The 25,933-nt window shown below is 69.8% G+C and carries 24 protein-coding genes and 1 pseudogene; 19 read left to right on the top strand and 6 right to left on the bottom strand.

Annotated features, from left to right (window positions below):
- Positions 1-44 precede the first annotated feature (44 nt).
- The gene (pyk, locus tag G398_RS0112540; RefSeq protein ID WP_026853835.1) at positions 45-1,466 is read left to right on the top strand and encodes a pyruvate kinase; all 1,422 of its coding nucleotides are present in this window, start codon (positions 45-47) and stop codon (positions 1,464-1,466) included.
- A 10-nt stretch (positions 1,467-1,476) separates the two neighbouring features.
- Complete coding sequence (locus G398_RS0112535; protein WP_026853834.1) at positions 1,477-2,004, top strand: DinB family protein; 528 nt, start codon at positions 1,477-1,479, stop codon at positions 2,002-2,004.
- Here the strand turns inward: G398_RS0112535 and G398_RS0112530 are convergent.
- Entirely contained in the window at positions 1,983-2,279 is a 297-nt protein-coding gene (locus G398_RS0112530) for a hypothetical protein (protein ID WP_026853833.1), read from the bottom strand. The two genes, G398_RS0112535 and G398_RS0112530, sit on opposite strands and share 22 nt — an antisense overlap.
- Before the next feature lie 29 nt (positions 2,280-2,308).
- On the opposite strand from G398_RS0112530, the gene G398_RS0112525 reads away from it, so the two are divergent.
- The 7 genes from G398_RS0112525 (at position 2,309) to G398_RS18335 (ending at position 10,077) form a co-directional block, all read left to right on the top strand.
- The gene (locus G398_RS0112525; RefSeq protein WP_026853832.1) at positions 2,309-3,535 is read left to right on the top strand and encodes a CinA family nicotinamide mononucleotide deamidase-related protein; all 1,227 of its coding nucleotides are present in this window, start codon (positions 2,309-2,311) and stop codon (positions 3,533-3,535) included.
- 27 nt (positions 3,536-3,562) lie between these two features.
- On the top strand, positions 3,563-4,213 hold the full coding sequence (plsY, locus tag G398_RS0112520) for a glycerol-3-phosphate 1-O-acyltransferase PlsY (protein ID WP_026853831.1): 651 nt from the start codon (positions 3,563-3,565) through the stop codon (positions 4,211-4,213).
- A complete protein-coding gene (locus G398_RS0112515) occupies positions 4,200-5,198 on the top strand; it encodes an NAD(P)H-dependent glycerol-3-phosphate dehydrogenase (protein ID WP_052571924.1) in 999 nt (332 codons plus the stop codon). Before plsY ends, G398_RS0112515 begins: the two co-directional genes overlap by 14 nt.
- A gap of 8 nt (positions 5,199-5,206) precedes the next feature.
- Positions 5,207-6,271: a zinc-binding dehydrogenase gene (locus tag G398_RS18350; RefSeq protein WP_043484926.1), complete on the top strand. Its 1,065-nt coding sequence runs from the start codon at positions 5,207-5,209 to the stop codon at positions 6,269-6,271.
- Entirely contained in the window at positions 6,271-7,173 is a 903-nt protein-coding gene (locus G398_RS18345; RefSeq protein WP_043484923.1) for a CorA family divalent cation transporter, read from the top strand. The genes G398_RS18350 and G398_RS18345 overlap by 1 nt, the downstream gene beginning before the upstream one ends.
- 60 nt (positions 7,174-7,233) lie before the next feature.
- A complete protein-coding gene (locus G398_RS18340; RefSeq protein WP_052571923.1) occupies positions 7,234-8,286 on the top strand; it encodes a bifunctional UDP-4-keto-pentose/UDP-xylose synthase in 1,053 nt (350 codons plus the stop codon).
- A gap of 126 nt (positions 8,287-8,412) precedes the next feature.
- A complete protein-coding gene (locus G398_RS18335; protein WP_052571922.1) occupies positions 8,413-10,077 on the top strand; it encodes a glycosyltransferase family 39 protein in 1,665 nt (554 codons plus the stop codon).
- Positions 10,078-10,096: 19 nt separating this feature from the next.
- Here G398_RS18335 and G398_RS18330 read toward each other — a convergent pair whose 3' ends face one another.
- The gene (locus G398_RS18330; protein WP_052571921.1) at positions 10,097-10,372 is read right to left on the bottom strand and encodes a hypothetical protein; all 276 of its coding nucleotides are present in this window, start codon (positions 10,370-10,372) and stop codon (positions 10,097-10,099) included.
- Between the two features lie 53 nt (positions 10,373-10,425).
- On the opposite strand from G398_RS18330, the gene G398_RS0112490 reads away from it, so the two are divergent.
- Genes G398_RS0112490 through G398_RS0112480 form a run of 3 tightly spaced genes read left to right on the top strand, consistent with a single transcriptional unit; the run spans position 10,426 to position 13,501 of the window.
- Complete coding sequence (locus tag G398_RS0112490) at positions 10,426-12,111, top strand: ArnT family glycosyltransferase (protein WP_026853829.1); 1,686 nt, start codon at positions 10,426-10,428, stop codon at positions 12,109-12,111.
- On the top strand, positions 12,108-13,127 hold the full coding sequence (locus G398_RS19865; protein WP_052571920.1) for a glycosyltransferase family 9 protein: 1,020 nt from the start codon (positions 12,108-12,110) through the stop codon (positions 13,125-13,127). The genes G398_RS0112490 and G398_RS19865 overlap by 4 nt, the downstream gene beginning before the upstream one ends.
- Positions 13,124-13,501, top strand: coding sequence for a DMT family transporter (locus G398_RS0112480; protein ID WP_052571919.1), 378 nt, complete (start codon positions 13,124-13,126; stop codon positions 13,499-13,501). The genes G398_RS19865 and G398_RS0112480 overlap by 4 nt, the downstream gene beginning before the upstream one ends.
- A 12-nt stretch (positions 13,502-13,513) precedes the next feature.
- Here the strand turns inward: G398_RS0112480 and mtnA are convergent, their stop codons facing one another.
- Together mtnA and G398_RS0112470 are read right to left on the bottom strand one after the other, a co-directional pair.
- Entirely contained in the window at positions 13,514-14,509 is a 996-nt protein-coding gene (mtnA, locus tag G398_RS0112475) for an S-methyl-5-thioribose-1-phosphate isomerase (RefSeq protein WP_026853827.1), read from the bottom strand.
- A 157-nt stretch (positions 14,510-14,666) separates the two neighbouring features.
- Positions 14,667-15,314: a class II aldolase/adducin family protein gene (locus G398_RS0112470; RefSeq protein ID WP_026853826.1), complete on the bottom strand. Its 648-nt coding sequence runs from the start codon at positions 15,312-15,314 to the stop codon at positions 14,667-14,669.
- A 213-nt stretch (positions 15,315-15,527) separates the two neighbouring features.
- Between G398_RS0112470 and G398_RS22045 the strand changes: the two genes are divergently transcribed.
- The 3 genes from G398_RS22045 to G398_RS0112455 are packed head-to-tail and all read left to right on the top strand — an operon-like array spanning position 15,528 to position 18,089.
- Positions 15,528-16,289: a DUF4388 domain-containing protein gene (locus G398_RS22045; protein ID WP_052571918.1), complete on the top strand. Its 762-nt coding sequence runs from the start codon at positions 15,528-15,530 to the stop codon at positions 16,287-16,289.
- A complete protein-coding gene (locus G398_RS0112460) occupies positions 16,286-16,891 on the top strand; it encodes a DUF8082 domain-containing protein (protein ID WP_026853824.1) in 606 nt (201 codons plus the stop codon). The genes G398_RS22045 and G398_RS0112460 overlap by 4 nt, the downstream gene beginning before the upstream one ends.
- A 22-nt stretch (positions 16,892-16,913) precedes the next feature.
- The gene (locus G398_RS0112455) at positions 16,914-18,089 is read left to right on the top strand and encodes a cache domain-containing protein (RefSeq protein WP_026853823.1); all 1,176 of its coding nucleotides are present in this window, start codon (positions 16,914-16,916) and stop codon (positions 18,087-18,089) included.
- A gap of 28 nt (positions 18,090-18,117) precedes the next feature.
- On the opposite strand, the gene G398_RS0112450 is transcribed toward G398_RS0112455, so the two are convergent.
- Positions 18,118-18,849 carry a tetratricopeptide repeat protein gene (locus G398_RS0112450; protein ID WP_157492412.1) on the bottom strand — a complete coding sequence of 244 codons (732 nt, stop codon included), beginning with the start codon at positions 18,847-18,849 and terminating at the stop codon, positions 18,118-18,120.
- Positions 18,850-19,066: 217 nt separating this feature from the next.
- A complete protein-coding gene (locus G398_RS18320) occupies positions 19,067-21,100 on the bottom strand; it encodes an SPFH domain-containing protein (protein WP_052571917.1) in 2,034 nt (677 codons plus the stop codon).
- A 176-nt stretch (positions 21,101-21,276) separates the two neighbouring features.
- Here G398_RS18320 and G398_RS0112440 point away from each other — a divergent pair, with 176 nt between their 5' ends.
- The 4 genes and pseudogenes from G398_RS0112440 to buk all read left to right on the top strand — a co-directional run bounded on the left by G398_RS0112440 (position 21,277) and on the right by buk (position 25,921).
- Positions 21,277-22,950 carry a BamA/TamA family outer membrane protein gene (locus G398_RS0112440; protein ID WP_026853821.1) on the top strand — a complete coding sequence of 558 codons (1,674 nt, stop codon included), beginning with the start codon at positions 21,277-21,279 and terminating at the stop codon, positions 22,948-22,950.
- A 51-nt stretch (positions 22,951-23,001) separates the two neighbouring features.
- Positions 23,002-23,637 carry a hypothetical protein gene (locus tag G398_RS0112435; RefSeq protein WP_157492411.1) on the top strand — a complete coding sequence of 212 codons (636 nt, stop codon included), beginning with the start codon at positions 23,002-23,004 and terminating at the stop codon, positions 23,635-23,637.
- Between the two features lie 76 nt (positions 23,638-23,713).
- Positions 23,714-24,742 (top strand): annotated as a pseudogene (locus tag G398_RS22135) (phosphate acyltransferase); the annotation flags it as partial.
- Positions 24,743-24,778: 36 nt separating this feature from the next.
- Positions 24,779-25,921 (top strand): butyrate kinase, encoded by a 1,143-nt coding sequence (buk, locus tag G398_RS22130; RefSeq protein WP_052572031.1) that lies wholly within the window; start codon positions 24,779-24,781, stop codon positions 25,919-25,921.
- Positions 25,922-25,933 lie beyond the last annotated feature (12 nt).

The following is a 25,933-nucleotide window of genomic DNA, read 5'->3' as shown; positions in this document are numbered from 1 at the left end:
GTGGAAAAGTGTGTGGAATGCCTGTGCATGGAATGGGAGTGGACGTGCGCAAGACCAAACTCGTGATGACCTTGGGGCCCGCCTTGATGCAGGGGGACCGGCTGCGGGAATCCCTCCGCGAAGCCGATGCCGTGCGATTGAACGCGAGCCACGGAGACCCCGCCACGCGCCTGGAGGCGCTCCAGAAGGTCCGGGCCCTGGCCGCGGAACTCGGCCGCTCCATTCCCGTCTTCCTGGACCTCCAGGGGCCGAAGTGGCGGGTGGGCCTGCTGGACGCGCCCCTGGACCTGGTGGAGGGCAGCGAGGGGGTCTTCCACGCGCTCGGCGCCTCCGCCCCCGCCGGCGTGGCCTGGGCCGCGCCCCTGCCGCATCCCGAGCTCTTCGAGGGAGCGGAGCCGGGCCAGCTCTGGCTCCTGGACGACGGCGCCATCACCGTGAAGATCCTGGCCAAGGGCGCGGACCTGCTGAAGGCCCAGGTGGTCATCGGCGGGCCCCTCAAGGCGCGCAAGGGTGTCCATCCCATCGGCATGGACATCAATACGGACCCGCTGACGGAGAAGGACCACGCTGACATCCGCTGGGGCGTGGAGCACGAGGTGGACCTCTTCGCCCAGAGCTTCGTCCGCCGGGCCTCCGATGTGCAGCAGCTCCAGGCCATCATCCAGCACCTGGGGGGCACCCAGCCCATCATCGCCAAGATCGAGCACCCCACGGCCCTGGCCCACCTGGGCGAGATCCTCGACGTGTCCTGGGGCGTGATGGTGGCCCGCGGCGACCTGGGCGTGGAACTCGGCGTGGAGCGGGTCCCCACCCTCCAGAAGCAGATCATCCGGGCGGCGCGGAAGGCGCTGAAGCCCGTGATCACCGCCACCCAGATGCTGGAGAGCATGGTCGAGCACGCCCAGCCCACCCGCGCCGAGGCCAGCGACGTGGCCAACGCCATCTGGGACGGCACGGATGCCGTGATGCTCAGCGCCGAGAGCGCCACGGGCGCCCATCCCGTGGAGGCCGTGCAGTGGCTGGCCCGCATCGCCGCGGAGGCGGACGCCAACGTGAAGCAGCGCACGCCCACCCTGCCGGACGAGCTGGCGGAGAAGGTGCTCTCGCGCACGGACATCTCCGTGGCCTTCGCCGCCTGCCGCACGGCGGACGAGATCAACGCCCGCTGGATCGTGGCCTTCACCGAGGGCGGCGGCACGGCCCGCATGGTGAGCCGCCTGGCAGGCCGCACCCCGGTTCTGGGCGCCACCGTGGACGAGGTCACGGCCCGGCGCATGGGCCTGCTGCGGGGCGTCACCGCCCTGCTCATCCCCCGGGTGAGCAGCACGGATGAGATGGTGGCCGTGGTGCGCGAGCTGCTGGTGGCCAAGCACGAGCTGGGCAGCCTCGATCGCGTGGTCATGACCATGGGCCTCCCCTTGTGGAAGACCGGCAGCACGAACACCATGAAGGTGATGACCTTCTGAAGGAGGGCCCATGAGCCTCACGCGACCGCTTCCCGGTGAATACGCCGAGGGCTACGCACCCTACATCCTCGAAGCAGCCGATGGCGATGTGCTGGCCCTGCTCCAGGCGCAGCTGGGCGAGGTGGAGAGTCTGTTCTCCGGATTCTCCGAGGCCCAGGGCACCTTCCGCTACGCCCCCGGCAAGTGGAGCCTGAAGGACCTGCTCCTGCACCTGAGCGACGCCGAGCGCATCTTCACCTACCGCTGCCTGCGCATCGGCCGGGGCGACGCCACGCCCATGCCGGGCTTCGAGGAGGATGCCTACGCCGCGGCCGCCAAGGCCGATGGCCGCACCATGGCCGATCTGCTGGCGGATTGGCGGGCCGTGCGCACGGCCAGCCTCACGCTCTTCCGCGGCCTTCCCGATGCGGCCTGGCTGAACCAGGGCACCACGAACAATCGCGCCATCACCGCCCGCTGCATCCCCTACATCGCCCTGGGCCACGCGGCCCACCACCTGGGGGTGATCCGGGAGCGCTACCTGCCGGCGCTGAAGTAGTCTCTCCATTCCTCCAGGGCATCCGCCAGCTTCAGGAGCTGGGCGGTCTCCGTGGTGCGGAAGCGGCTCACGAGCTTCCAGCCCTGGGCCACTTTCTGGTAGCGGTGCAGCCAGAGGAAGGGGCCTTCCCAGTCTCCCTCAGGATCCGTCTTCGTCTTCACGAGGAACACCACCGTGGTCCAGGGGCCCCGGGCCAGGAAGCGCCGGCCCAGCTCCTGGATGCCGGATTCCTCGTCGGATTCCAGCACCAGGTCATCGAGATCCGGGATGATCATGGGCGCGCCTCCTGGGGCATGATTCTAGGATGCGGATCGAATGCATCGCCATCGGGACGGAGCTGCTCACCACGCGGCGCCTGGACACCAATTCGGTGTGGCTGGGCGAGCGCCTGGCCTCCCTGGGCCTGGCCTTCCACCGCAAGACGGCCGTGGGGGACAGCCATGAGGATCTGGCCGCGCTCTTCCGCGAGGCCCTGACCCGCTCGGACCTCATCCTCACCACGGGGGGGCTGGGGCCCACCTTCGACGACTTCACCAAGGAGTGCTTCGCGGAAGTGCTGGGCGTGGAGCTGCGCGAGGACGCCCAGAGCCGCGAGGACATGCTGGCCTTCTACGCCGCCCGCAAGCGGGTTCCGCCCGAATCGAACTTCAAGCAGGCCCTGCTGCCGGTTGGGGCCGAGGCCCTGCGCAACCCCGTGGGCACAGCCCCCGGCGTATGGTGGCAGGATCCGAAGGGGCATCCCGGCGTGCGGATCGTCATGATGCCGGGGGTGCCCCGGGAGATGAAGCGCATGTGGGAGGAGCAGGTGGAGCCCCGCCTGCGCGCCCTGGCGGGCGCTCCCACCCACACGCTGCGCATGGTGGTGGCGGGCGTGCCCGAGAGCGCCCTGGACGAGCGCATCCGCGAGGTACGCCAGCGGCACGGCGACCTGGACTGGACCATCCTCGCCAGCCTCACCCAGGTGGAGCTGCTGGCCCGGGGCGCGGACCCCGCGGCCCTGGAGGCCGCCCGCGCCGACTTCCTGCCGGTGCTGGGCGAGGACCTGGTGGGCCTGGGAGCGGGCAACCTCGAGGACGCCGTGCTCGAGGACCTGAAGGCCCGCGGCGAGACCCTCGCCCTGGCGGAGAGCATGACCGGCGGCCTGCTGGCCGCGCGGCTCACGGCCATCGCCGGCGCCAGCGAGGCGTTCCTGGGTGGGGCCACGGTCTATTCCCCCCGGGCGAAGATGGACCTACTGGGGCTCCCCCCGGACCTGCTGGCCCGGGAGGGCACGGTGTCCGAGGCCACCAGCCGGGCCCTGGCGGAGGCCGTGCGGGCGAGGCTGGGCGCCACCTGGGGGCTGGGCCTCACGGGGAATGCGGGGCCTGGCACCGAGGGGAAGGCGGCCCTGGGCGCCGTGTTCATCGCGTTGGCAGGACCGGACGGGACGATCGCCAAGGCCCTCACCCTCCCCGGCGACCGGGCCGACGTGCAGCTGCGCGCCGCCGCCTCGGCCCTGGACCTGCTGCGGCGGGCCCTGCGGAACGGCTGATACACTGCGTCCATGCCATCAACGTCCGTGCCTTCCCCGATCCTGTGGTGCCTTGCCGCCTTCCTCTGCGGGAGCATCCCCTTCGGCCTGCTGCTGGTGAAGCTGGCGGGGAAGGGGGATGTGCGGGCCCACGGCAGCGGCAACATCGGCGCCACCAACGTCAGCCGTGTCGGGGGCAAGGCCCTGGGCATCGTCACCCTGCTGCTGGACATCGCCAAGGGTTTCCTCCCCGTGTTCCTGGCGAGGAAGGCGGGCGTGGGCGTGGACCTGCTGGCTCTCATGGCCCTCGCCGCGGTGCTGGGCCACGTGTTCACCCCCTGGCTGAAGTTCCAGGGCGGCAAGGGCGTGGCCACCGCCCTCGGCGTGATCCTGGCGGCGGATCCCTCCATGGTCCTGCTGCCCCTGGGGATCTTCATCTTCGCCCTCTGGCTCACCCGCCACGTGAGCCTGGGCAGCATCCTGGCCGCGGCCATGGTGCCCGTGGAACTCTTCATCACCCGCAGTTCCCACAGCCCCGTGGCGGAGCTGCTCGGCCAGGGCCCGGCGCCGGTCCTTCCCTGGGCGGCCCTGGCCTTCCTGGTGATCTGGAAGCACCAGGAGAACATCCTGCGGCTCCAGGCGGGGACCGAATCCAAGCTGTGGGGCGCGAAGAAGGAGGATGCGAATGTCCAGGGCTGACATCGGCGTCTTCGGCTCCGGCGCCTGGGGCACGGCCCTGGCCATCACCTGGGCGCGGGCGGGTGCGAAGGTCGCGCTCTGGGGCAATTTCCCGGAGGAGATGGCCCAGATGGCGGCCACGCGGCGCCACCTCCGGTTGAAGGACGTGACGTTCCCGGACAACCTCCAGACCTCGGACGACCCATCGGCGGCCTTCGCGGCGCCTCTCTGGATCTCCGCCATGCCCACCCAGGTCACGCCCGACGCCTGGCGGACTCTGCGCCCGAAAGCTGCGAAGGCGCCGGAGCTGGTGATCCACGTGAGCAAGGGGATCCTCCAGAGCACCCACCAGACGCTGTCCCAGGCCCTCACGGGCGTGCTGGACGTGCCCGTGGGGGCGCTCTCGGGCCCCACCTTCGCGGATGAGGTCAGCCGGGGGGTGCCCTCGGCCATCGTGCTGGCCTTGCCGGAGACCGTCCCCGATCCCCGGGCCAAGGCCCTCCAGGCCCAGCTGGCCTCGGAGAAGCTGCGCATCTACCTCAGCCGCGATGTGGTGGGCACGGAGCTCTGCGGCGCCCTCAAGAACGTCCTGGCCATCGCGGCGGGTCTTGTCGATGGCCTGAAGCTGGGCTACAACGCCCGGGCCGCCCTCATCACCCGGGGCCTGGCCGAGATGGCCCGGCTGGTGGAGGTGCTGGGCGGGCAGCCATCCACGGTGATGGGCCTGGCCGGCATGGGCGACCTGCTGCTCACGGCCACGGGCCCCCAGAGCCGCAACCGCACCTTCGGCGAGATGGTGGGGAAGGGCAACAGTGTGGAGGCCGCACGGGACGCCCTGGGCGGCCAGATCATCGAGGGCATGTTCACCACCGATGCGGCCCTGGCCCTGGCCAAAGAGCACGGCCTCGACCTGCCCATCGCCGCCGAGGTGCAGCGCCTCCTGAACGGTGAGCGGCCCGAGGAGGCCGTGCGCCGCCTGATGACGAGGTCCTTGAAGTCCGAATAGGAGGCCCCATGGCCGCTCCGTTCCGCTTCCGCATCCTCCAGCACGGCCCGGCGGGCTCTCCGGTCCGCGAACCCCTCACTCCCGGGGATCCCAAGCCTGGGTGGGTTCGGCTGGAGCTGAAGGCCATGGCCCTGAACCACCTCGACCTCTGGACCACGGAGGGGATTCCCGGCGTCCGGCTGCCCCTTCCGCTCACGCCGGGCAGCGATGGCGCGGGGATCATCGAGGCCGTGGGGGAGGGCACAGTCCTGCCGCCGGGCCTGGAGGCCGGCGGCAGCGCCATGATCGCGCCAGGCCTGAGCTGCGGCGTCTGCCCGGCCTGCCTGCGGGGCGACGACATGCTCTGCCCGTCCTATGGCGTGCTGGGCCACGTCTGCGACGGCACCGCGGCCACTCATGTGCTGGTGCCCGCGGCCAACCTGGTGCCCATCCCGCCGAACTGGGACTTCGAGCAGGCGGCGGCCTTCCCCCTGGTCTTCCTCACGGCCTGGGAGATGCTCGTCCACAAGGCGGCCCTGCGACCCGGCGAGACTGTGCTGGTGTGGGGCGGCGGCAGCGGCGTGGGCAGCGCAGCCATCCAGCTGGTGAGGGCCCTGGGCGGCTCGGCCATCGCCGTGGTGGGCAGCGAGGCGAAGGCCATGAAGTGCTGGGACCTGGGCGCCGAGCATGTCCTCGTGCGCGACGACCTGAAGGCCTTGGCCGCCAAGGTGCGCGAGCTGACGGGCAAGCGCGGGGTGGATGTGGTCTTCGAGCACGCGGGCGCGGCCACTTGGAGCACGAGCATGGCCGCCTGCGCCCGCGGCGGCCGCGTCGTCACCTGCGGCGCCACCACCGGGCCGGAGACCCCCTTCAGCCTGCAGGCCCTCTTCGCCAAGCAGATCCAGATCCGGGGCTCGTACATGGGCCGCCGGGAGCACCTGTGGACCCTGCTCGCGCTCCTGAGGAAGAACCCCACCAACCCGCCCTTCCGGCCCGTGATCGACTGTGTCTTCGACCTGGCGGAGTATCCCGCGGCCCAGCGCCACCTCGAAGCCGGCCAGGGCTTCGGCAAGGTGGTGTGCCGGGTGTCCTGATGCTGCGGAACCTGCCCCTTCCGGAGGGCTCCACCTTCGCCTGGGTGGACCTGGTGGATCCCACGGCGGCGGAGATGGCGGAGGTGGCCGGGCGCTACGGGCTCCACCCGGCGGCGGTGCGGGATCTCCTCAACCAGCCCCACCTGCCCAAGTACGAGCGCCTGCCGGGCCAGCAGCTCCTCATCCTCCGCGCCTACGACGAGGTGGCCAAGCGGGGCGACACCATCCAGGCCATGACCCGGCGCCTGGTGGTGCTGATCATGGAAGGCGTTGTCATCACCGTGCACCGGCGGGAGCAGCCCTTCTTCGCCGAGGCGGCGGAGCGGGCGGCCAAGGGGCAGTCCCTCCGGCCTGAACAGCTGGTGCTGGCCCTCTGCGCCAGGGCCGTGGCCTCCTTCGACGAACCCCTGCGGGAGAGCGAGGAGAAGCTGGACCAGATCGAGGCGGCCCTCTTCAACCGGAAGCTCCCGCACCTGGGCATCCGGCAGGTGTACGGCCTCAAGCGCCGCTGCGCCGTCATCAAGCGGACCCTGGGGCGCATCACGGCGGCGCTGGGACCCCTCCGGGAGCAGGCGCGGGACGACCTGGGCCTGCTGGCGGACGTGGTGGAGGAGGCGGACCGCCTGCACACCTGGGCGGACGAGCTGCTGGAGAGCGCCACCCACCTGATGAACCTGGAGATCAACCTGGCCAGCCAGCGCACCAACGAGGTCATGCGGGTGCTCACGGTCTTCAGCGCCTTCTTCCTGCCCCTCACCTTCATCGCCGGCGTATACGGCATGAACTTCCGGCGGATGCCCGAGCTGGAACACCGCTTCGGCTACCCGCTGGTCATCGCTGCCATGGCGCTCACGGCCCTGGCCATCTGGGCCTGGTTCCGGAAGAAGGGGTGGCTGCGGTAATCGCCTGCTGCGTCCTGGCTTCCAAGCGGCTAGACTGAAACGTTTGCGCAAGGAGTCCCCGTGAAAGTCCTCATCCTGGGTGTCAATGGCTTCATCGGTTCCCACCTGGTGGACCGCATCATGAAGGACACGGACTGGGAGGTCTACGGCCTGGACCTGGGCACCCACAAGGTGTCGGACCACCTGGCCAACCCCCGCTTCCACTTCGTGGAGGGGGACGTGACCATCTCCAAGGAGTGGATCGAGTACCACATCAAGAAGTGCGACGTGGTGCTGCCGCTGGTAGCCATCGCCACACCCAAGGTCTACGTGACCGACCCCCTGCGCGTCTTCGAGCTGGACTTCGAGGAGAACCTCCGCGTGGTCCGCCAGTGCGTGAAGTACAAGAAGCGCGTCGTGTTCCCCAGCACCTCCGAGGTCTACGGCATGTGCCCGGACGCGGAGTTCGACGAGCACGAGTCGCCCCTGGTGACCGGCCCCATCCCCATGAACCGCTGGATCTACAGCACCAGCAAGCAACTGCTCGACCGCGTGATCTGGGCCTACGGCTTCCAGCAGGGCCTGCGCTTCACCCTCTTCCGGCCCTTCAACTGGATGGGCCCCAAGCTCGACAGCCTCAACACCGCCAAGGAGGGCAGCAGCCGCCTGGTGACGCAGTTCAGCTGGAACCTGTTCAACGGGGAGCCCCTGCAGCTGGTGGATGGCGGCACCGCCCGCCGCTGCTTCATCGATGTGGCCGACGCCCTGGATGGCCTGATGGCCGTGCTGCGCAACGAGGGCGGCAAGGCCGATGGCCAGATCTTCAACATCGGCAACCCCGCCAACGACTACAGCGTGCGTGAGATCGCGGAGATGATGATCGCCATCTGGAAGGACCACCCCTTCCGCATCGAGCGCGGCATCCCCGAAGGCACCATGGTGGAGACCGGCAGCGGCGAGTTCTACGGCAAGGGCTACCAGGACGTGGCCCGCCGCACCCCCAGCATCAAGCGCATGCAGCAGACCTTCGGCTTCCAGCCCAAGGTCTCCATGAAGGACTCCCTCAAGAAGGCCATCGACTTCTTCGTGGAAGAGCACAAGGCCCTGGAGAAGATCGTCGAGACTGAGAACTAGGTTTTTCGGACTGCAACTGATCACCACCAAGGCACCAAGACACCAAGAAAAGACCGAAGGCTTTTGCAGTTCTTGGTGCCTTGGTGTCTTGGTGGTGAGATTTATCCCCGGGGAATTCCGAAACCCATGACGCGCCGCGAACGGTACACGCTTCTCGCCCTCTGGGTGTTCCTGGGTCTGCTGCCCCTGCTGGTGCGGCCGCTGTGGGAGCCGGACGAGGGGCGCTATGCGGAGATCCCGCGGGAGATGCTGGCCACGGGCGACTGGCTGACGCCGCGCCTCAACGGGGTGCTCTACTTCGAGAAGCCCCCCCTCCAGTACTGGCTATCGGCCCTGAGCATGAAGCTCTTCGGGTTGAACGGCGCCGCCGCGCGGCTGCCCCTGGCCCTGGCCTCGGGGCTCGTGATCTGGGCGGCCTGGCGGCTGGCGAAGCGCCTCGGCGCGCGGGATGCCCGCTGGGCACCCTTCATGGCCGCCACGGGCCTGCTGGCCTTCCTGGTGGGCCAGATCCTCACGCTGGATGCCCTCTTCAGCGCCTTCCTGGTGGCGGCCCTGGCCGCCTTCGTGGAGGCCGTGGCCCGGCGCCGGGAAGGGCGGGGCGGCCTGGGCTGGACCCTGGCGGCCTTCACCTTCATGGCCGGGGCCATGCTCACCAAGGGCCTGGCCCAGGTGATCCTCATGGGCGGCATCCTCCTGTTCTCGCTGCCCTTCGCCTGGAAGGATGCCGCCCTCCGCCGGGCCGTCCTGCGCACGGGCTTCGATCCCCTCGGCTGGCTGCTCTACCTCGCGCTCGCGGCCCCCTGGTTCTGGTTCGTGGACCGAGCCAACCCCGGCCATGCGCAGTTCTTCTTCATCCACGAGCACTTCACGCGCTTCCTCACCCATGAGCACGCCCGTCAGGGCTCCAACAACTGGCTGCTGGACAAGCTCTACTTCCTCGGCATCCTCGCCGTGGGCCTGCTGCCCTGGCTGTCGGCCACGGTGGCGGGACTCAGGCGCACCTGGACCTTCCTGCGGGGCCGCGGCCCCCAGGGCGCGGATCACCTCGCCCGGTGGACCGTCGGCGTCACCCTCGTGGCCTTCCTCTGGCCCCTGGCCTTCTTCAGCCTCTCGGGCTCCAAGCTGCCCCCCTACATCCTGCCGGTCCTCGTGCCCCTGGCCGCCCTGGCCTGCGCCTTCGAGCGGGAGGGTGAGGAATCCGCAGCCCTGCGGCGCATGGGCTGGGAGCTGCTGGCGCTGGGCGGCATCTTCCTCCTGGCGACGGCGGTCTTCCGGAAGGACCTGGGCGGGTTGGCCTGGATGGCCGCGCTCGGCCTGGCCTTCGCGGGCCTGGGCGCCTGGGCCCTGCGGGCGAAGGGGCTCACGGGCCCCCGCCTGATGGCCGCCCTCGGCGCCGCCCTGTGGCTGCTGGTGCTCGCGGCCCAGGCCGCGGCGGGCCCTGGCAAGTCCGTGGCCGACCTGGCCCGCCTCGGGCCGCCGGAAGCCAGGTGGATCAGCTACGGCACCTACTTCCAGGGGCTGCCCTTCTACGCGCGCACCCGGGCGGTGGTGGTGGCTGGCACCGGGGAGCTGGCCTATGGCCGGGATCACCTGGCCGACGCCGGGCGCTGGTTCGACGAGGATCCCGCCGCCCTGGGCGCCGTGGCCGACCGCCTGAAGCAGGAGGATCCCGTCCGTCCGGTCCTGGTGATGGCCAAGGCTTCCAGCTGGAAGCGGCTCGGCCCGGAGGAGAAGGCCCGCTGGGAGGAAGTCGCCCGCAATCCGGCGGCCGTCGTCGCTCGGCGGCGCTAGTCAGTCTGGAGTCCAGGCCCTACTTCACGGCCTCTTTGATTCCTCGGCCAGCTTCCTTGGCGCCCTTGGCCACGCCCTTGCCGGCGGTCTTGGCGCCGCGACCCACGGCCTTCCCCCCCTCCTTGGCGCCGCGGCCCACAGCCTTCCCGCCTTCCTTGGCGGCGTGGCCCACGGCTTTGCCACCCTTCTTGAAGCCCTGGCCGATCTGCCGGGCCGCCTGCTTGATGTCCTCCTTCACGCCGTCCGCCGGCATGGGGCCGGCCAGGAGCAGGAGGCTGAGGAGGGCGGGCGTCATGACTCCATTGTAGGGCCTTTGGGGATCCCCGCCTGATGGGCGAAGATGGAGGGATGGACGGACAGACCCACGCCTCGCCCTCGGGCCGCCTCCCAGCCTGGCTGCGCGCCCACGCACCCGAGCTGCTCTTCGCCGTCCTGCTCCTGGCGGTGCTGCCCATGCGCGACCTCTGGGCCCCGGACGAGCCGGACTTCGCCGAGTGCGTGAAGGAGATGCGCCTCCGCGGCGATTGGCTGCTGCCCTACCTCAACGGCGCGCCCTACAGCGAGAAGCCCATCCTCTACTACTGGGTCATGAAGGCCTCTTCAGTGCTGCTGGATGCGCTGACGGGCGGCCTCGGCTTCACTCAGGGCGTGGCGGCCTGGGCCCTGCGTCTGCCCTCGGTGATCGCGGGCGTGGCCTTCCTCTCGGCCTTCCGCCGCTGGGCCGTGCGCTTCCTGGAGCCGGGCGCCGCCGAGCCGGCCTCCCTGATCCTGGCCACCACGCCCCTCTGGTTCTGGCAGAGCCAGTTCATCCAGATCGACCTGCTCTTCTCGGCGCTGCTGGCCTGGAGCTGGCTCGCCTGGCTGGGGGGCTACCTCCTGCTGCGCCGCCAGGGCGGCGAGGCTGTGCCGGACGAGCACCGGCGCTGGTTCCTGAAGGCCTATGTCTGGCTGGCCCTCGCCTTCCTCGCCAAGGGCCCCCTGGCCCCGGTGCTGTCCGTGCTGGTGCTGGCGGCTTTCCTGGCCTGGCAGCGGGACCTCGCCGTGCTGCGTCGCTCGGGCATCGTCGCCGGCCTCGTCATCACCCTGGTGCTGGTGGCGCCCTGGTACGTGGCCGCGGGCCTGAGGGGGGGCGCCCACTACGCCTACGAGCTGATCATCTTCCAGAACTTCGAGCGGGCCACGAAGGCCTGGGACCACATCCACCCCTGGTGGAAGTACTTCGAGTACATCCTGGGCGACTTCTTCCCCTGGGTGCTGCTGCTGCCGGCCCTGGCCCTGCACCTGCGCCGGGAGCGGAGCCTGGGCGACCCGGCGAAGCGCTTCCTGCTCGTGGCCTTCCTGGTGCCCTTCGCCTTCCTCAGCGCCGTGCAGAGCAAGCAGGGCAAGTATCTGCTCATGAGCTATCCCTTCCTGGCCCTCCTGCTGGGGGATCTCTTCCGCCGGCTGGAAGGCGTCCGCATACGGCGGCTGGGCCTCCTGCTGGCGGCGGGTCTGGCCCTGCCGGCCCTGGTCCTCGCGGCAGCGGCCCTGGGGGTGGGCGGCGTGAAAACGCAGGCGCAGCTGGCCCCCTTTCTGGGCCCCGTGCGTCTCCTGGCCCTGGTGATGGCCGCAGGCACGGGCGCCGTGGCCTTCCTGGCCTGGCGGAACTGGGCAGGGAGCCTCGTTCCGGCCGCAGCCCTCTCCCTGGGCCTGCTCTACCTCGTGGGCAGCACCTGGGGCTTCCGGCTGCTGGATCCGCAGAAGAGCTACCGCCGGTGGACAACCGCTGTCCAGCCGATGATCGCCGGGCGCCAGGTCTTCTACTGGCAGACCATCCGAAGCGGCGTCATGGTCTACACGGACCACCTCATGCCCGAGCTGCGCACGGCCGAAGCGCTGGAGCGCCTGGGTCCGGAGGCCCGCCTGGTGGCCCAGCGGGGCGAGTGGGAGCAGGACGCCTGGGGCATGAGCCCGGCCCTGCGCGCCCGCTTCGAGGTGCTGCTGGCCGTGCCCACGGGCGGCGGGGAGATCCTCCTGCTGAAGAAGAAGCCATGATCCCCGCGGGCGCCCACTGGATCCGCATGCCGCGCTTCGTGGGCGACGCGGTGATGATGCACCAGGCCGCGGCGCCGCTGATCGCCGCGGGGTTGCCCCTGGTAGCCTGGGGTCCGGCGGCCACGGTGGAACTCTTCGACGGGGCGGAGGGCTACGTCGGGGCGGTGGCCGATCCGCCGAAGAAGATGGGCCTGTTGGAGGCGGCACGGCTGCTGCGAACCCATCGGCCCGCCTCGCTGCTGGCCCTCTCCAAGAGCCTCCGCGCCCCCGCCGCGGCCTTCCTGGCCCGGGTGCCCCGCCGGGTGGGCTGCGGGGACGGGGGCGGCTCCCTGCTGCTGACGGCCAGCTTGAAGTACTGGGGTCGGGACGACCATTCCCTGGACCGCTACCGGGACATCGTGCGCCAGGGCTATCCGGAGCTGGGACCCCCCGCCTTCATGCCCTTCCGCCCCCGGGCGGCGAGCGTCGAGGCCGTGGCGGCGGCTCGCCGCGACCAGGGCCTTGATGGCCAGCCCTACCTGGCCTTCGCCATCGGTGCGGCGGCGGGCGCCAAGCGGCTGGGCCTGGACCTGCTGGTGGACCAGGCCCGGCGCGCCCTGGCTGCTGGCTTCCGCATCGTGGTCCTGGGCGGACCCGGCGACGATGTGATCTGGGCTGGCCGCCTGAAGGAACAGGTGCCCGAGGTGCTGGACCTCACGGCCCGGCTTCCCTGGTCCCAGAGTGCCGCCTGGCTGGCGGGCGCCCGGGCGGTGCTGGCCAACGATTCCGGCCTCGCCCATCTGGCGGCGGCCTGCGGCGTCCCCGTGGTGGCGGTCTTCGGTCCCACCATCCCGCGCCACACCGCGCCCCGGGGCCAGGTGGTGACGGTGCTCCGCAAGGAGGGCCTCGCCTGTCTGGAGTGCCAGCATTGGCACTGCCCGCTGCCCGATCATCCCTGCATGACCCAGGTGTCCCCCGAGGCCATCTGGGCGGCCCTCGAGGCCCACCTCGCCACGCCGGTCCCGGAGGTTCCGTGAGCCCCAATGTGAAGGCCATCCCCCTCATCGTGCTGGGCGTGCTGCTCAACGCCGCGGCCCAGATCTGCCTCAAGAAGGGCCTCCAGGCCGCGGGCGGCATGCAGGTGGCCGTGGGCCCGCTCTTCCGGCTGATGCTCGAGCCCTGGGTGCTGGCGGGCCTCGCCTGCTACGCGGTGAGCGTCGTCGTGTGGCTGGGCGCGCTCTCCATGGTGCAGGTGAACTACGCCTACCCCTTCCTGGCCCTGGGCTTCGTGGCCAATGCGCTCATGGCCCGCGCCTTCCTGGGCGAGGCCATGACACCCATGCGCTGGGTGGCCCTGTTCGTCATCGTCATCGGCGTGGGGCTGCAGGCGCTGAGCGGGCGCGGGCACTGAACCTACGGTCCCCTACCCGCAGACCTTCGCGAGGATCCCGGACCGGAGCTGGTCCGAGGTGTAGACGCCCCGGTCCAGCACCAGGCTGGTGACGAGGGCCACGGGGGTCACGTCGAAGCTGGGGTTCCAGGCGGGCATGTCCGCCGGGGCCCATCGCCAGGCTCCGTAACCGCGCACCTCCGCCTCGCCCCGCAGCTCGATGGGGATGGCTGCGCCGTCCGGGCAGGCCAGGTCCACGGTGGAGAAGGGGGCCACGGGGTGGAAGGGCACGCCGTGGTGCCGCGCCTGCACAGCCACGCCGTAGGTGCCCACCTTGTTGGCGAAGTCGCCGTTGGCGGCCACCCGATCCGAGCCCACCAGGACGCGCTGAACTTTGCCGTCTCGCATGAGCAGGGCGGCCATGCTGTCGGTGATCAGCGTGGAGGGGATGCCCAGCTTCCGCAGCTCCCAGGCCGTGAGGCGGCCACCCTGGAGCAGGGGCCGCGTCTCGTCGGCGTAGACGTGGATGCGCTTGCCCTGCTCATGGGCGCGACGGATGACGCCCAGAGCGGTGCCGATGCCCGCTGTGGCCAGGCCGCCGGTGTTGCAGTGGGTGAGGATCCCCTCGCCGTCCTGGATCAGCGCCGCGCCGTGCTCAGCCATGCCCTCGCAGAGGCGCACATCCTCCTCGAAGATGGTCTGGGCCTCGGCCACGGGGTTGGTGGTGTCCTTCATGCGGTCCATGGCCCACATGAGGTTCACGGCCGTGGGCCGCGCCGCCCGCAGGGCCGCGCAGGCGGCGGCGTATTCGGAAGCGGAGGCGCCCCGGCGGGCGAAGGTTGCCAGACTCGCCGCCGCCGCCACGCCGATGAGCGGCGCGCCCCGTACGGCCAGGCGCTTGATGAGGGCGACCATGGCCTCGGGCTCGCTGCCGTCCAGCCACACCTCCGCATCCGGCAGCTGTGTCTGGTCCAGCACCCAGAGCGTGCGTCCATCGTGTTTCAGGCCAAGGGATTCGAAGGGGTTCATCAAGAGTTCCTGCTCAAAGACGCTGGTAAGAAGGAAGAAAGACGCTCGCAGAGGTGGCAGAGAAGGCGGAGATCCCGGAGAAGAACCAGAAGATCCTGCCCAGCGACCCTCCGCTGTCTCCTCCTTTCTCAGCGAGTGTTCCCATTCATTGATTCCATCAGATGATCCTCGGCCCGAGCTTGGCCCGAAGCGCCCGGAGGTCGGCGAGGTCGGATTCGGGCAGGGGTTTGGCTCCGCCCAGGGCCTCGGCCTTCCAGAGGATGGTGGCCACCTGCTCCAGGCGCTCCAGGCCGCCCACGGCCTCGTCCAGGTGCTCGCCCCAGCAGAGGCCGCCGTGGCGGGCCAGGATCATGAGGCGGTGGGCGGGCAGGAAAGGCAGGAGGTTCGTGCCCATGGCCTCGGTGCCGGGGATGGCCATGGGCACGACGGGAATGCGGCCCGCGGCGAGAATCACTTCGGGCAGGCCGTCCGAGGGTAGTTCTTCCAGATCAGGCCGGGCCAGGCTCCAGGCGATGGCCGTGGGCGGGTGGGCGTGAACCACGGCCTTCGCTTCCGGCACGGCGCGGTAGATGGCCAGGTGCATGGCCCGCTCGCTGCTGGGCCGGCCCGAGAGGATTTCGCCCTCCAGCGTGAGATGGGCCAAGTCCCCGAGCTTCACCTTGGCCTTGGGCACGCCGCTGGGGGTCATGGCGATGAGCCCGTTGGGCAGGCGCACGGAGAGGTTGCCGTCCGAGGCGGCCAGCAGACCCCCCGCATGGAGGCGGCGGCAGCCGTCGAGGAGGTCGTGGAGGAGGGCGTCGGACATGGGCCCAGTGTAGGGTGTCCGTCCGGTCGCGGTGCGCCTCCATGGATGGCCGGAAGGGTCAGGTCCGTGACTTCGGACACAGTTGACCTGGAGGGGTGGCGATACACCACCTTGTGGTAGACAATTTGGTGGCCCTTTCCTGGGGAGATTCGAACACCGGGTGGGCTCCTGCTCGAAAACTTCCTGGCAAAACCTTCCTTTCGAGGCGTTCCCATGGCGATGGCGGCGAAGGACGTTTTCGGCATCTCACGGAGCCATCAGCCGGAGGCCCTGGATCCGGACCCCGGCGGCTTCGAAGGGGCCATCTCCCACCTCGCCCTGGCGGACGTGATCCAGCTGGAAGGGCAGAACCAGTTCTCGGGGTCCATCCTCGTGGTCTACCAGGAGCGGGAAGGCCAGGTCTTCTTCCAGCAGGGGGAAGTGGTCCATGCCGAAGTGGGCACCCTCAGCGGCGAAGAGGCCTTCAACCACATCATGGGCTGGCCCGGGGGGAGCTTCCGGCTGCAGCCCAATGTGACGAGCCTGCGCCGGTCCATCCAGAAGCGCCGCGAGCACCTGCTCCTGTCGGCCCACCAGTGGCTGGACGAGACCCGGCGCGGTCCGGCGGAGTCCGAGCCCGCCCCTCCGGCGCCCGTCCAACCCGCCGATCCCCTGGCGGCGGTGGAACGGGTTCCCGGCGTGGCGCTGGGGGTCTTCATGGACCGGAACGGAGCGCCCCGGGGCCATTCCGGGGCTCAGGCCGAGGGGCTGGCGGCCCGGGGGGCCTACCTGGCGGGCATGGTGGCTGCGCCCCTCGCCGAGGCCTTCCGGCTGGGTGAGCTGCAGGTGGCCGCCACCCACGGCGGACCGGACCGGATGCTCCTGTTCCGGTCGAAGGAGACGGGCCTCGCCGTCAGTCTGGCGGCGGGGGCCATCCATGATGATGTGGAGAACGGAATCCGGCAGGCCCTGAGCACCCGCAGGACGGGGCGATGACGGACGCGCGCGAGATCCTCCACCAGATCCTCAGCATCCCCGGCGCCGTCGGGGCCATGGCCTACAGTCCGGAGGGGGCGATCCTGGCCTCGGATTTCCCGGCCGAGTACCCCATGGACACCCTCCAGGACATGGCGCGGCTCCTGGCGGAGGATGTGATGGTCCAGCAGGCCCTGCAGGGCGAGGGCGGGGGGCTGGATCTCCGCTACCAGAATGGCCGCCTGGTCCTGAGGGCCTTCTCGCGCGGGGCACTCCTCGCCCTGTGCGGCGGCGGGATCAACCTGCAGCTGGTGAACCTGGCGCTGGTCCAGGCGGCGCACCGGCTCGAGAAGGCGGAGGCCGCGCCGGTCCGCCCGGCTCCTGCCGCTCCGCCTGCACCGCCCCCGCCCCCGAAATACTCCGCGCTGAGCGCCCTGAAGGAGGCCTTCGTGGTCCGCATCGGGCCCATCGGCGAGCTCCTCTTCACCAGAACCCAGGCCGACTGGTCCGCCGGAGGCAAATCAGGGGATCTCTGGGACTTCGTGGCACGCCTGGCCAAGGAACTGGACGATCCCGGCGACCAGAAGGCTTTTCTGAAGGAAGCGCGCGCCATTCTCGGCTGAAACCGAACCCTGGAGGTCATGCATGGACTTTGGAGCTCTCAAGCGAAGCATCCGTTTCAAGATGCTGGGCGGAATCCTCATCCTGGAGCTGCTGATGGTGGCGGTCTTCTCCGGGGTGCTGCTCACCTCGGCGCGGAAGGATCTGGCGCTGAACGCCACGAAGGCGGTGGAGCGGTCCCAGGGCGCCTACAACCTCATCCTCCAGGGCGACGCGAAGATGCTCTCCGCGGCCATGGACAGCTTCTCCACCAATGCGGCCGTGCGGCAGGTCTACGCGGAGCACCAGGACCGCCAGAAGCTCCTGGATGCCGTCAAGGACATCTACCAGACGAACAAGTCCCGCTACGGGATCACCCACCTCTACTTCATCGACAAGGACGGCACCTGCTTCCTGAGGGCCCACGATCCCGGCAATTTCGGCGATCAGATCCAGCGGGACACCTTCCTCCAGGCGCGGGCCGCCGGAAAGACCGTCAGCGGGATCGAGCTGGGCAAGACCGCCTTCGCCCTGCGGGTGGTGACCCCGTACATCCATGCGGGCAATCTGGTCGGGTTCCTCGAGTTCGGCGAGGAGATCGACCACTTCGACCAGCTGGTGAAGCGCGAGACGAGCGTGGATGTGGCCGTGATGGTGGACAAGCGCTACCTGGATGAAGCCCAGTACCGGAAGACCATGAAGGCCGCCGGGAAGACGGACAGCTGGGGCCAGTTCAAGGAATTCGTCATGGTGAGCACCACCCTTTCCGACGCCCGGACCGCCGCGGCCCTCGTGTCCGAGGAGGATTTCCGGAAGACGGCGGCGCCGGAATACTTTGGAACGATGGATCAGCGCGGCGCGAGCCTGGCGAAGGGGGCCTTCCCGCTGAAGGACTCCTCCGGCAAGCAGGTGGGTGTGGTGCTGACGCTGAACGATGTGACCAGCATGAAGCGCAATGAGCGCCAGGCCATGTGGACGCTGGTCCTCATCACGGCGCTGGTCTTCGCCGGCAGCTTCGTCCTGGCCCTCGCCTACCTCCGGGTCGAGATCCTCGGCCCCCTGGTGCAGCTCGCCGGGCAGGCCAAGGAGATCAGCATGGGCAACGTGGACCTGAAGCTGGAGACGGACCGGGAGGACGAGATCGGCCTCCTGATCCGGGCCTTCGAGCGGATGCGCGTGAGCCTCAAGAAGTCCCTGGCGATGCTCACCCAGCAGGTGTGAACTCGCGAAATGGCGCTCGGCCGCCCTCTCAGCGCCTCGACCGTGGCGCGGGGAGGGCGGCGTAGCGCTCGGCTTGGCGGAGGTTCTCGGCGATCACCGGGTTGTCGGGCTGCAGGGCCAGCGCGGCGCGGAAGTCGTCGCGGCTCTCCTTGTAGCGCTTCAGTTCGAAGCGGGCGCGGCCCCGGTTGAACAGGGCCTCCAACTGGCCAGGTTGCAGGGCCAGCGCCTGGTTCAGGACCTCGTCGGCTTCGGCCCAGGCCTTCCGCTCGTTCAGGCAGCGGCCCAGGTTGTTCCAGGCGTAGGCGATCTTGGGATCCTTCGCCAGGGCCTCGCGGAGGATGGGCTCGGCTTCGGCGAAATGGTCCATACGGGCCAGAGCCTCGCCCTTCCAGGCCAGGGCGTAGGCGTCCCCCGGCTTCTTGGCGAGCTGCTCGTCCGCGTAGGCCAGCAGGGCCGTCCAGTCCTGGGCCATCCGCGCCTCGGTGCAGGCATTGGGGAGGCCGTCGGGGTCTCCGAGCAGGCCGTTCTCGGCTTGGGCCCGGGCTGCTTCGGCGTGTCGCCCCAGCTGGCCCAGGGCCTGGGCCCGGTAGAGGCGATAGGAGGCGAGGCGGGGGCCGGTTTTGGCTTCAACCTGGGGTTGCAGGGCCTCGCAGACCGTCAGGAGGCGATCCCAGCGCTGGCTCCGCTTGAGGCCCAGGAGCCACCACTCGTAGTAGGCCCCCCGGGTGCCGGGCGGAACGGTCTCGAACCAGTCGGCCAAGCCCGCCCAGTCCTTCGCCTTGGCGAGGGCGTCAGGGACCGGGGGGAGCGGCGGGAGAATGCTCAGATTCTGGATCTGTGCCGGAGGCGGCTGCAAGGGCAGGAACAATGAACACCCCGGGAGGAGGGGAAGGGAAGGGCCTCGGGAATCGGTCCCCAAACCTAGCACAGGACCAGGGGCGGCAGGTGCCGCCCCTGGTGGGAGTCCGGGTTGCCGCCTACTTCGCCAGGTTCTGCCGCAGCGAGGCTTTCAGGGCTTCAGCTTCCGGATTGGGCGCGGTGGGAACCACGCCCGCCAGCTGGCCGGCCTTCTCGCTGAGGAGGAGGCCCAGCAGGCTCTCGATGAGGCTGCCGCCGCCCTTGTCGCCGCCGCCCATGTGGATCTTGGGGACGACGTCGACCTGGGACTTCTCGATGGCTTCCGCGAAGCGGCTCATGACCTGCTGCACCAGCTGGAACTGCGGGCCGCCGTAGGCGCGGACCTGCTCCTCGATGGCCATGGCCTGGGCGATGCCCACCCGGGCGGCCTGCTCAGCCTGGGCCTCGGCCATGACCTTGATGCGCTTGGCCTCGCCCTCGCCCATGAGGCGCACCTTCTCGGCCTCGGCTCCGGCGAGCGTCTGGATCTGCGCCGCCTGCTGCTGGGCCTTGGCGTACTCGGCCTTGCCCTGGTTGCTCTGGACCTGGATGCTGATGGCCGACTCGGTGAGGGCCGTCTGCTGCTTGGCCGTGGCTTCAGCTTCGCGAAGCTCGCGTTCCTTCACCGCGGCGCTCTGCTGGCGGCCGTAGGTCTCCACCTGCTCATCGGCGATCTGGCGGCTGCGGAGCTGGACGAGGATCTGCTCGATCTGCCCGCCGGGCGCGCCGCTGGTGGGCGTGCCGATGAGCACCTCCTGCAGCTCGAGGTTGTACTGGGCGAACTTCTCCTTCATCTGGGTGCCGCTCTGCTCCTGGATGGCGCTGCGGTCCTGGATGAGCTGGATGAGGGTGCGGGTCTGGCCGATGTTCTTGAAGTAGGCGCTCACCATGGGATCCAGCGTCTGCTCCACCAGCTTCTTGATGTCGCCGAAGCGCTGGATGACGAGGGGTGCCTTGCGGTAGTCGATGTGCACCACCACGGAGAGGGGCAGGCTGGGCTCGAAGGCGTCCTTGGTGATGAGGCTCACCTCGGCCAGGTTCTCGTCGAACTTGTGGCTGCCCACCTCGCCCTTGGACCACTTCAGGATGAAGTTGGTGGTGGGGACCATGAGCACCTTGCCGGCATAGGTATTGAAGGCGTACTTGCCGGGCAGCAGGGGTTCGCTCCACACGCCGCGGCTGCCCTTGGTCACCAGCTCACCGTGGCGGTACTCCTGGCCGCTGATGTCGGCGCCGATGGCACCGGTGTAGCTCACCACCACACCCACGGTGCCCACCTCCACCACAGTCTTCGGGATCAGCTCCACCGTCGCGAACAGGCGGTTGATGTAGTAGGTGCCTTCCACCAGCACCTGGTACTGGCGCCCGCGCTGCCCGCCCGCGGCCAGGAACTTGTCTGCGTCCTGGAAGTTGTTGTGGTAGGTGGCCACCTGTTTGGGATCCTCGCCCACGGTGGAGGCGATGATCTCGCCGCTGGCCAGGCTGGGCCCGTCATGGACGGTCACGATGCCCACCGCGTCGTCCGTGCCCTTGATGATCACGGGCCGCCAGCCGGCGCGCTCGGTGATGATGGCGCTCATCTTCTGGAAGGTCTCCAGCTCGCCGGGATCCAGCGGCAGGTAGAAGAGCCGGTCCTCGGTGAGCACCACGAACTGCACCAGGTTGATGGCGTAGATGCCCTCGCGCAGGATCTGGCGCTGGGGGCCCTTCTCGCCGCCGCCCTGGATGAAGGCCACCACATCCTGGAAGTCGGCACCGTGGGCATTGCTGGCCAGGGCCTGGGAGGGGGGCAGATCCTTGCCGTCGCGGGCGAAGATGTAGCCGATCTTGCCCTGGGGGATGGTCACCAGGGGCATCTTGTGGATGCGGTACTGGAAGGGCGTGAGCAGGTGCCAGCCGCCTCGCAGGAGCTGGGGCTGGAAGCCCGCCTCGCCGCCGAGGGCGATGAGGCCCGTCTTGACGGAGCCCTTCCCGCTGATGAGCTTCTCCACCACGCCCACGCGGTTGTTGGGGATGTAGCGGATCCACTTGCTGAGGAGGATCAGCGTGAAGGCGAGACCGAGCAGGATGAGCAGGGTCAGGCCGGGGTTGGCTGAAAGCCAGGTGAGGTCCATGAGGACTCCAGGGGAGGGGTTTCTGGAAGAATACCGGCCCGGCGCGCCCTCCCGCCCGGGTTCCGGAGGCTTTCCGCGGGCCCACGCCCCGGCTCCGGGGGGAGCGGGCGGCTGGGATCCTGCGCGGAAAGAACCATACGAAGGCACGAATCATAGGCAGGACTGTTGACGGCGCCGTGACGGACGTCACCATTCTGGGCATGCCCCTCCCCTCCGGAGCGACTCAGGGCCAAGGCCGCCAGATCCCCGGGGCCGCGGTAGCCGCGCTTCTGGTGGGGTTTCCGCTTGCCGCCCAGACGGCGCCCAGCTGGGAAGAACTGGAAGCCCGGCAGGCGCGGATCGCCGCCGTGGATCTCCGCATCGGCGATGTCTTCGACCTGGCGAATCCCCATGAGAACCACTGGATCGGCCGGCTGGCCAACACCCTGCACCTCCAGACCCGGGAGCAGGTGGTGCGCAGGGAGCTCCTCTTCGCGCCCGGCGACGTGGTGAACGTCCGCCTGATCCGCGAGTCCGAGCGGAACCTGCGCACCTTCCGGTTCCTCAAGGACGCCTGGATCGAGCCCCAGGTGGACCGGGCGGGGACCGTCCACGCCGTGGTCCACACGCAGGATGCCTGGACCCTGAAGGGCAGCGTGGGGTTCACCCAGGTGGGCGGCCAGCGGGACTTCGGCTTCTCCCTGCACGAGGGCAACTTCCTGGGGTTCGGCAAGGACCTGACCCTGGCCCACGAGCGGACGCCGGAGCGGTCCATCAACACCGTGCACTACCTGGACCGGCAGCTCCTGGGCACCCAATGGACCCTGGAGTCCCGCTACCAGTCGCTCTCGGACGGGAAGACGCGGTTCCTCGAGGTGGCGAGACCCTACCGCGCGCTCGACACCCCCTGGTCCATGATCTTCCGGGCCTCCAGCTCGGATGCCATCCAGTCGGTCTACAACCTGGAGCGCGCCGCCTACGCCTTCCCCTCTCGGCAGGCGGGCGCCCTCGTGGAGGGGTCCGTGGCCATGGATCCGGTGGACGGTCAGGTGCTGCGCATGGGCGGGGGTCTGGACCTGAGGCAGTCGGAATACGGTCCGATCCGGACGCTGGATCCGGCGGGCCTCCCGCTCCCCCAGCTGCGGGACCGCCATCTGTGGGGTCTCCACGCCACCTGGAGTTTGTTCCAGGACCGGTTCCGCACCTTCCGGGATCTTGCAGGCATGACCCATGCCGAGGACTACAACCTCGGCTGGGAGGCGACTGTCAACCTGGGCACCCACCTGAAGCGCCTGGGCAGCGACGTGAACTCGCCCTTCCTCCTGCTTCGCGCCTCCAAGGGCTGGACGCCGTGGGCCAGCTCGCTCCTCCTGGCCCGGGGACGGGCGGAGGGCCGCCACGAGTCCGGAGGCTGGCAGGACGCCATGCTCAACCTCAGCCTGACGGCCTACTACCAGGGCTTCCGTGCGCAGACGCAGGCCGCCTACTTGCAGGTGGACGTGGTCCTCCGGCCCGAACCGGAGAACCACCTCTACCTGGGCGGGTTCGAGGGGTTGAGGGGGTACGGGAACCACCTGCTGCTGGGCGATCGCCGGTGGATGGCCTCGCTGGAGGAGCGGATCAATACCTCCTATGACTGGCTCGGCATCCTGCGGCTGGGGTTCGTGGTGTACGCCGACGCCGGGGCCATCCGCCGGGCGGATACCGGGGCCTGGAGCCGGACCTATGTGGACGTGGGCGGCGGCCTGCGCTTCGGCAACCTGAAGAGTGCCACCGGCCGGGTGTTCCTGCTCACCGTGGCCTACCCCCTGGTGCGGGATCCCGGCACGGAGCACCACCAGTTCATCATCACGGATGTCGTGAAGTTCTGAGGGAGGTCCGCCCAGGGTGGCCCCCGGGCAGCCCCAGGGTAGGCTTGAGCCATGGACGGATGGTTCGGGGAGCTGCGCGAGCGCAAGGGAACTCTGGCGGTGGCGGCTGTGGCCGCGCTGCTGGGGCTCTGGTGGTGGGAGGGCCGGGCCGTGTCCCAGCCCGCGGGGATCCTCGCACCGGAGGATCCGGTGCAGGGCCCCCCGGAATCCAGGAAGCCCTGGACCTTCCACAACCACACCCTCACCCCTCTCGCGGCCTTCGAGATCCAGGCCCGGGTACTGAGCGCGGAGCGCTACCGCTTCGACCGCCCCGCGGAGCTGTCGCCCGTGGACCTGGCCCTGGGCTGGGGGCCCATGTCCGATTCGCGGGTCCTCGAAGCCTTCACCATCGAGCAGCGCGACCGCTGGTACTTCTGGCGCTCGGCCCACATGCCCATCTCCGAATCGGATGTCATCAGCCACAGCGCCAACATGCACATGATCCCGGCCAGCGAGGGCGTGGCCCGGCGCCTCAAGGCCGCCCGGGCGGGCCAGCTGGTCCACCTCAAGGGAATGCTCGTGCGGGCGGACGGGAAGGACGGCTGGCACTGGGTCAGCAGCCTGAGCCGGACGGATACCGGGGACGGCTCCTGCGAGGTGATCTGGGTGGAGTCGGCCCAGGTCGCAGACCGCCCGCCGGATATGTGACCGGACCATCGGCAAAATAGAATCCGCTGCCTGCTAGACTCACGCAGCAAGGCTCTCCAGAGCCCCGCGGAGCCCCATGTTTGACATCGAAGCGTCCCTCGACAGCCGCCTGCTGGCCGTGCCCCGGAACCGTCCCACGGTGGTGTTCCCCGAGGCATTGGACCCGCGCACCCTGGAAGCCGCCTGCTTCCTCGGGCGCTTCATCCGGCCCGTCTTCCTGGCCCCGGAGGCCGAGGTGCGGGCCGTGGCCGCCCAGCGGCTGTCCCACCTCGGGGTGGACCGGGTGGCCTACACCCTGTCCGAGAGCGCCTTCGTGGATCCGGCCTCCCGGCCGGACCTGCTGGAGTCCTTCGCGGCGGCCTGCGTGGAGTTCGGGAGGGCGCACCAGCGGCCCGTGAGCCTGGACGAGGCCCGGGCCCTGGTCCGGGAGCCGGGCCGCTTCGGCATCTGGGCCGTGAAGCTGGGCCACGCCGACATGGTGGTGGGCGGCGCCATCCACGAGCCCAAGGCCTTCTTCCGGCCCATGGTGGACATCCTGGCCCAGCGCAGCGTCACTTGTGAGGCGGGCGTGTTCGTGCTGCCGGACGAGCACCCGGAGGAGGTCTACCCCCACAACATCGTGATCTTCGGGGACGTGGGCGTGAACGCCAGCATGACCCCGCGCACCCTGGCGGAGGTGGCCGTGGGCACCTGCGCCGTGGCGCGGGACCTGATCCCGGAGGAGGTGCTGCCGGAGATCCGCTGTGCCATGGTGTCCTACTCCAACCGGGGCAGCGACGAGGGGCCCTCGCCGGAGCTGGTGCGGCAGGCGGCGGACCTCGTGCCCCAGATCCTGGCGGAGCGCATCGCCCACAGCCCCCGCTACGCCAGCATCCAGATCCGCGGCGAGGTGAAGGTCAGCGTGGCGCTCTCGCGCCGCTCGGCGGACCTCTACCACAGCGACGGCCTGCCCTGGGAGGGCGTTCCCAATGTGATCGTCTGCCCCAACCTCGACATGGGGAACCTGCTCTACCACCTCTACGCCACGCGCTTCCCCGAGGCCAAGAAGTTCCCGGTGATGTTCGGCCTCTGGTTCCAGGGCGTGGACCTGCCCATGGACTGCACGCCCGAGGACATCCGCCTCGCGGTGAAGGCCTCGCTCATGCGTCTGCACGCCTACGGCGAGTGGAAGCGCACGCCCAGGGACACCTTCTTCCGCCGCCACCGGGTGCTGGTGCTGAACCCCGGCTCGACTTCCACCAAGACCTCCATCTTCGAGGGCGACGAGGAGCGGCACACCGAGGAACTTCAGCACTCTGCCGAGGAGCTGAAGCCCTTCGAGGGCCATCCCATCACGGAGCAGTTCGCCTTCCGCAAGGAGGCGGTGCTGCGCTTCCTCGCCAGCAGGGGCCTCTCCCTGGCAGACCTCGACGCCGTGGCCGGGCGCGGCGGCCTGCTCCGGCCCATCCCCCACGGCACCTGGCGGGTGGGGCCGGCCATGCTGGAGGACTTGCGGGCCGGGGGGCGCGGCGAGCACGCCTCGAACCTGGGCGCCCTCATCGCCGCCGAGCTGGTGGCGGGCACGGACCGGCCCGCCTACATCGTGGATCCGGTGGTGGTCGACGAGGCCGATCCCAAGGTGCACATCTCCGGCCTGAAGGAGTTGCCCCGCCGGGTCATCAGCCACGCCCTGAACCAGATCGCCACGGCCCGCCGCTATGCGGAGGAGCACGAGACCTTCTACGAGCGCGTCAACGTCATCGTGGCCCACATGGGCGGCGGCATCACCGTGGGCGCCCACCGCAAGGGCCGCTACATCGATGTGAACAACGGCCTCGACGGGGAGGGGCCGTTCTCTCCCCAGCGCACGGGCACCCTGCCGGCCGGTCAGCTCATCGACCTCTGCTTCTCCGGGAAGTACACCAAGGCCGAGCTGAAGCTCAAGAACAAGGGCCGGGGCGGCATGATCGACCTGCTGGGCACGTCGGACATGCGGGAGGTGGAGCGCCGCGTGGAGGCCGGGGACGCCGAGGCCACGCTGGTCTACGACGCGATGGTCTACCAGATCGCCAAGGCCATCACGGGCCAGGCGCCCGCCTTCGATGGCGCGCCCATCGACGCCATCCTGCTCACGGGCGGCATGGCCCGCTCGCCGAAGCTGGTGGGCGAGCTGACGCGCCTCACCGCGGCCCTGGGCTGCCCCGTGAAGGTCTACCCGGGCGAGAACGAGATGGCCGCCCTGGCCAAGGGCGCCCTGCGCGTCCTGTCGGGCCGGGAAGCGGCCAAAGACTACCCGCCGGCCTGAAATCGCCCCTAG

The sequence above is a fragment of the Geothrix fermentans DSM 14018 genome (assembly GCF_000428885.1).
Lineage (GTDB): Bacteria > Acidobacteriota > Holophagae > Holophagales > Holophagaceae > Geothrix > Geothrix fermentans.
This window is presented reverse-complemented; position numbering and strand designations above follow the sequence as displayed.

Bases quoted from the DNA above. Each gene is read 5' to 3' on its own strand.
- G398_RS0112535 (WP_026853834.1), top strand. From the start codon at position 1,477: ATGAGCCTCACGCGACCGCTTCCCGGTGAATACGCCGAGGGCTACGCA.
- G398_RS0112530 (WP_026853833.1), bottom strand. From the start codon at position 2,279: ATGATCATCCCGGATCTCGATGACCTGGTGCTGGAATCCGACGAGGAA.
- G398_RS0112525 (WP_026853832.1), top strand. From the start codon at position 2,309: ATGCGGATCGAATGCATCGCCATCGGGACGGAGCTGCTCACCACGCGG.
- G398_RS0112515 (WP_052571924.1), top strand. From the start codon at position 4,200: ATGTCCAGGGCTGACATCGGCGTCTTCGGCTCCGGCGCCTGGGGCACG.
- G398_RS18350 (WP_043484926.1), top strand. From the start codon at position 5,207: ATGGCCGCTCCGTTCCGCTTCCGCATCCTCCAGCACGGCCCGGCGGGC.
- G398_RS18345 (WP_043484923.1), top strand. From the start codon at position 6,271: ATGCTGCGGAACCTGCCCCTTCCGGAGGGCTCCACCTTCGCCTGGGTG.
- G398_RS18335 (WP_052571922.1), top strand. From the start codon at position 8,413: ATGACGCGCCGCGAACGGTACACGCTTCTCGCCCTCTGGGTGTTCCTG.
- G398_RS18330 (WP_052571921.1), bottom strand. From the start codon at position 10,372: ATGACGCCCGCCCTCCTCAGCCTCCTGCTCCTGGCCGGCCCCATGCCG.
- G398_RS0112490 (WP_026853829.1), top strand. From the start codon at position 10,426: ATGGACGGACAGACCCACGCCTCGCCCTCGGGCCGCCTCCCAGCCTGG.
- G398_RS19865 (WP_052571920.1), top strand. From the start codon at position 12,108: ATGATCCCCGCGGGCGCCCACTGGATCCGCATGCCGCGCTTCGTGGGC.
- mtnA (WP_026853827.1), bottom strand. From the start codon at position 14,509: ATGAACCCCTTCGAATCCCTTGGCCTGAAACACGATGGACGCACGCTC.
- G398_RS0112470 (WP_026853826.1), bottom strand. From the start codon at position 15,314: ATGTCCGACGCCCTCCTCCACGACCTCCTCGACGGCTGCCGCCGCCTC.
- G398_RS22045 (WP_052571918.1), top strand. From the start codon at position 15,528: ATGGCGATGGCGGCGAAGGACGTTTTCGGCATCTCACGGAGCCATCAG.
- G398_RS0112460 (WP_026853824.1), top strand. From the start codon at position 16,286: ATGACGGACGCGCGCGAGATCCTCCACCAGATCCTCAGCATCCCCGGC.
- G398_RS0112455 (WP_026853823.1), top strand. From the start codon at position 16,914: ATGGACTTTGGAGCTCTCAAGCGAAGCATCCGTTTCAAGATGCTGGGC.
- G398_RS18320 (WP_052571917.1), bottom strand. From the start codon at position 21,100: ATGGACCTCACCTGGCTTTCAGCCAACCCCGGCCTGACCCTGCTCATC.
- G398_RS0112435 (WP_157492411.1), top strand. From the start codon at position 23,002: ATGGACGGATGGTTCGGGGAGCTGCGCGAGCGCAAGGGAACTCTGGCG.
- buk (WP_052572031.1), top strand. From the start codon at position 24,779: ATGCGTCTGCACGCCTACGGCGAGTGGAAGCGCACGCCCAGGGACACC.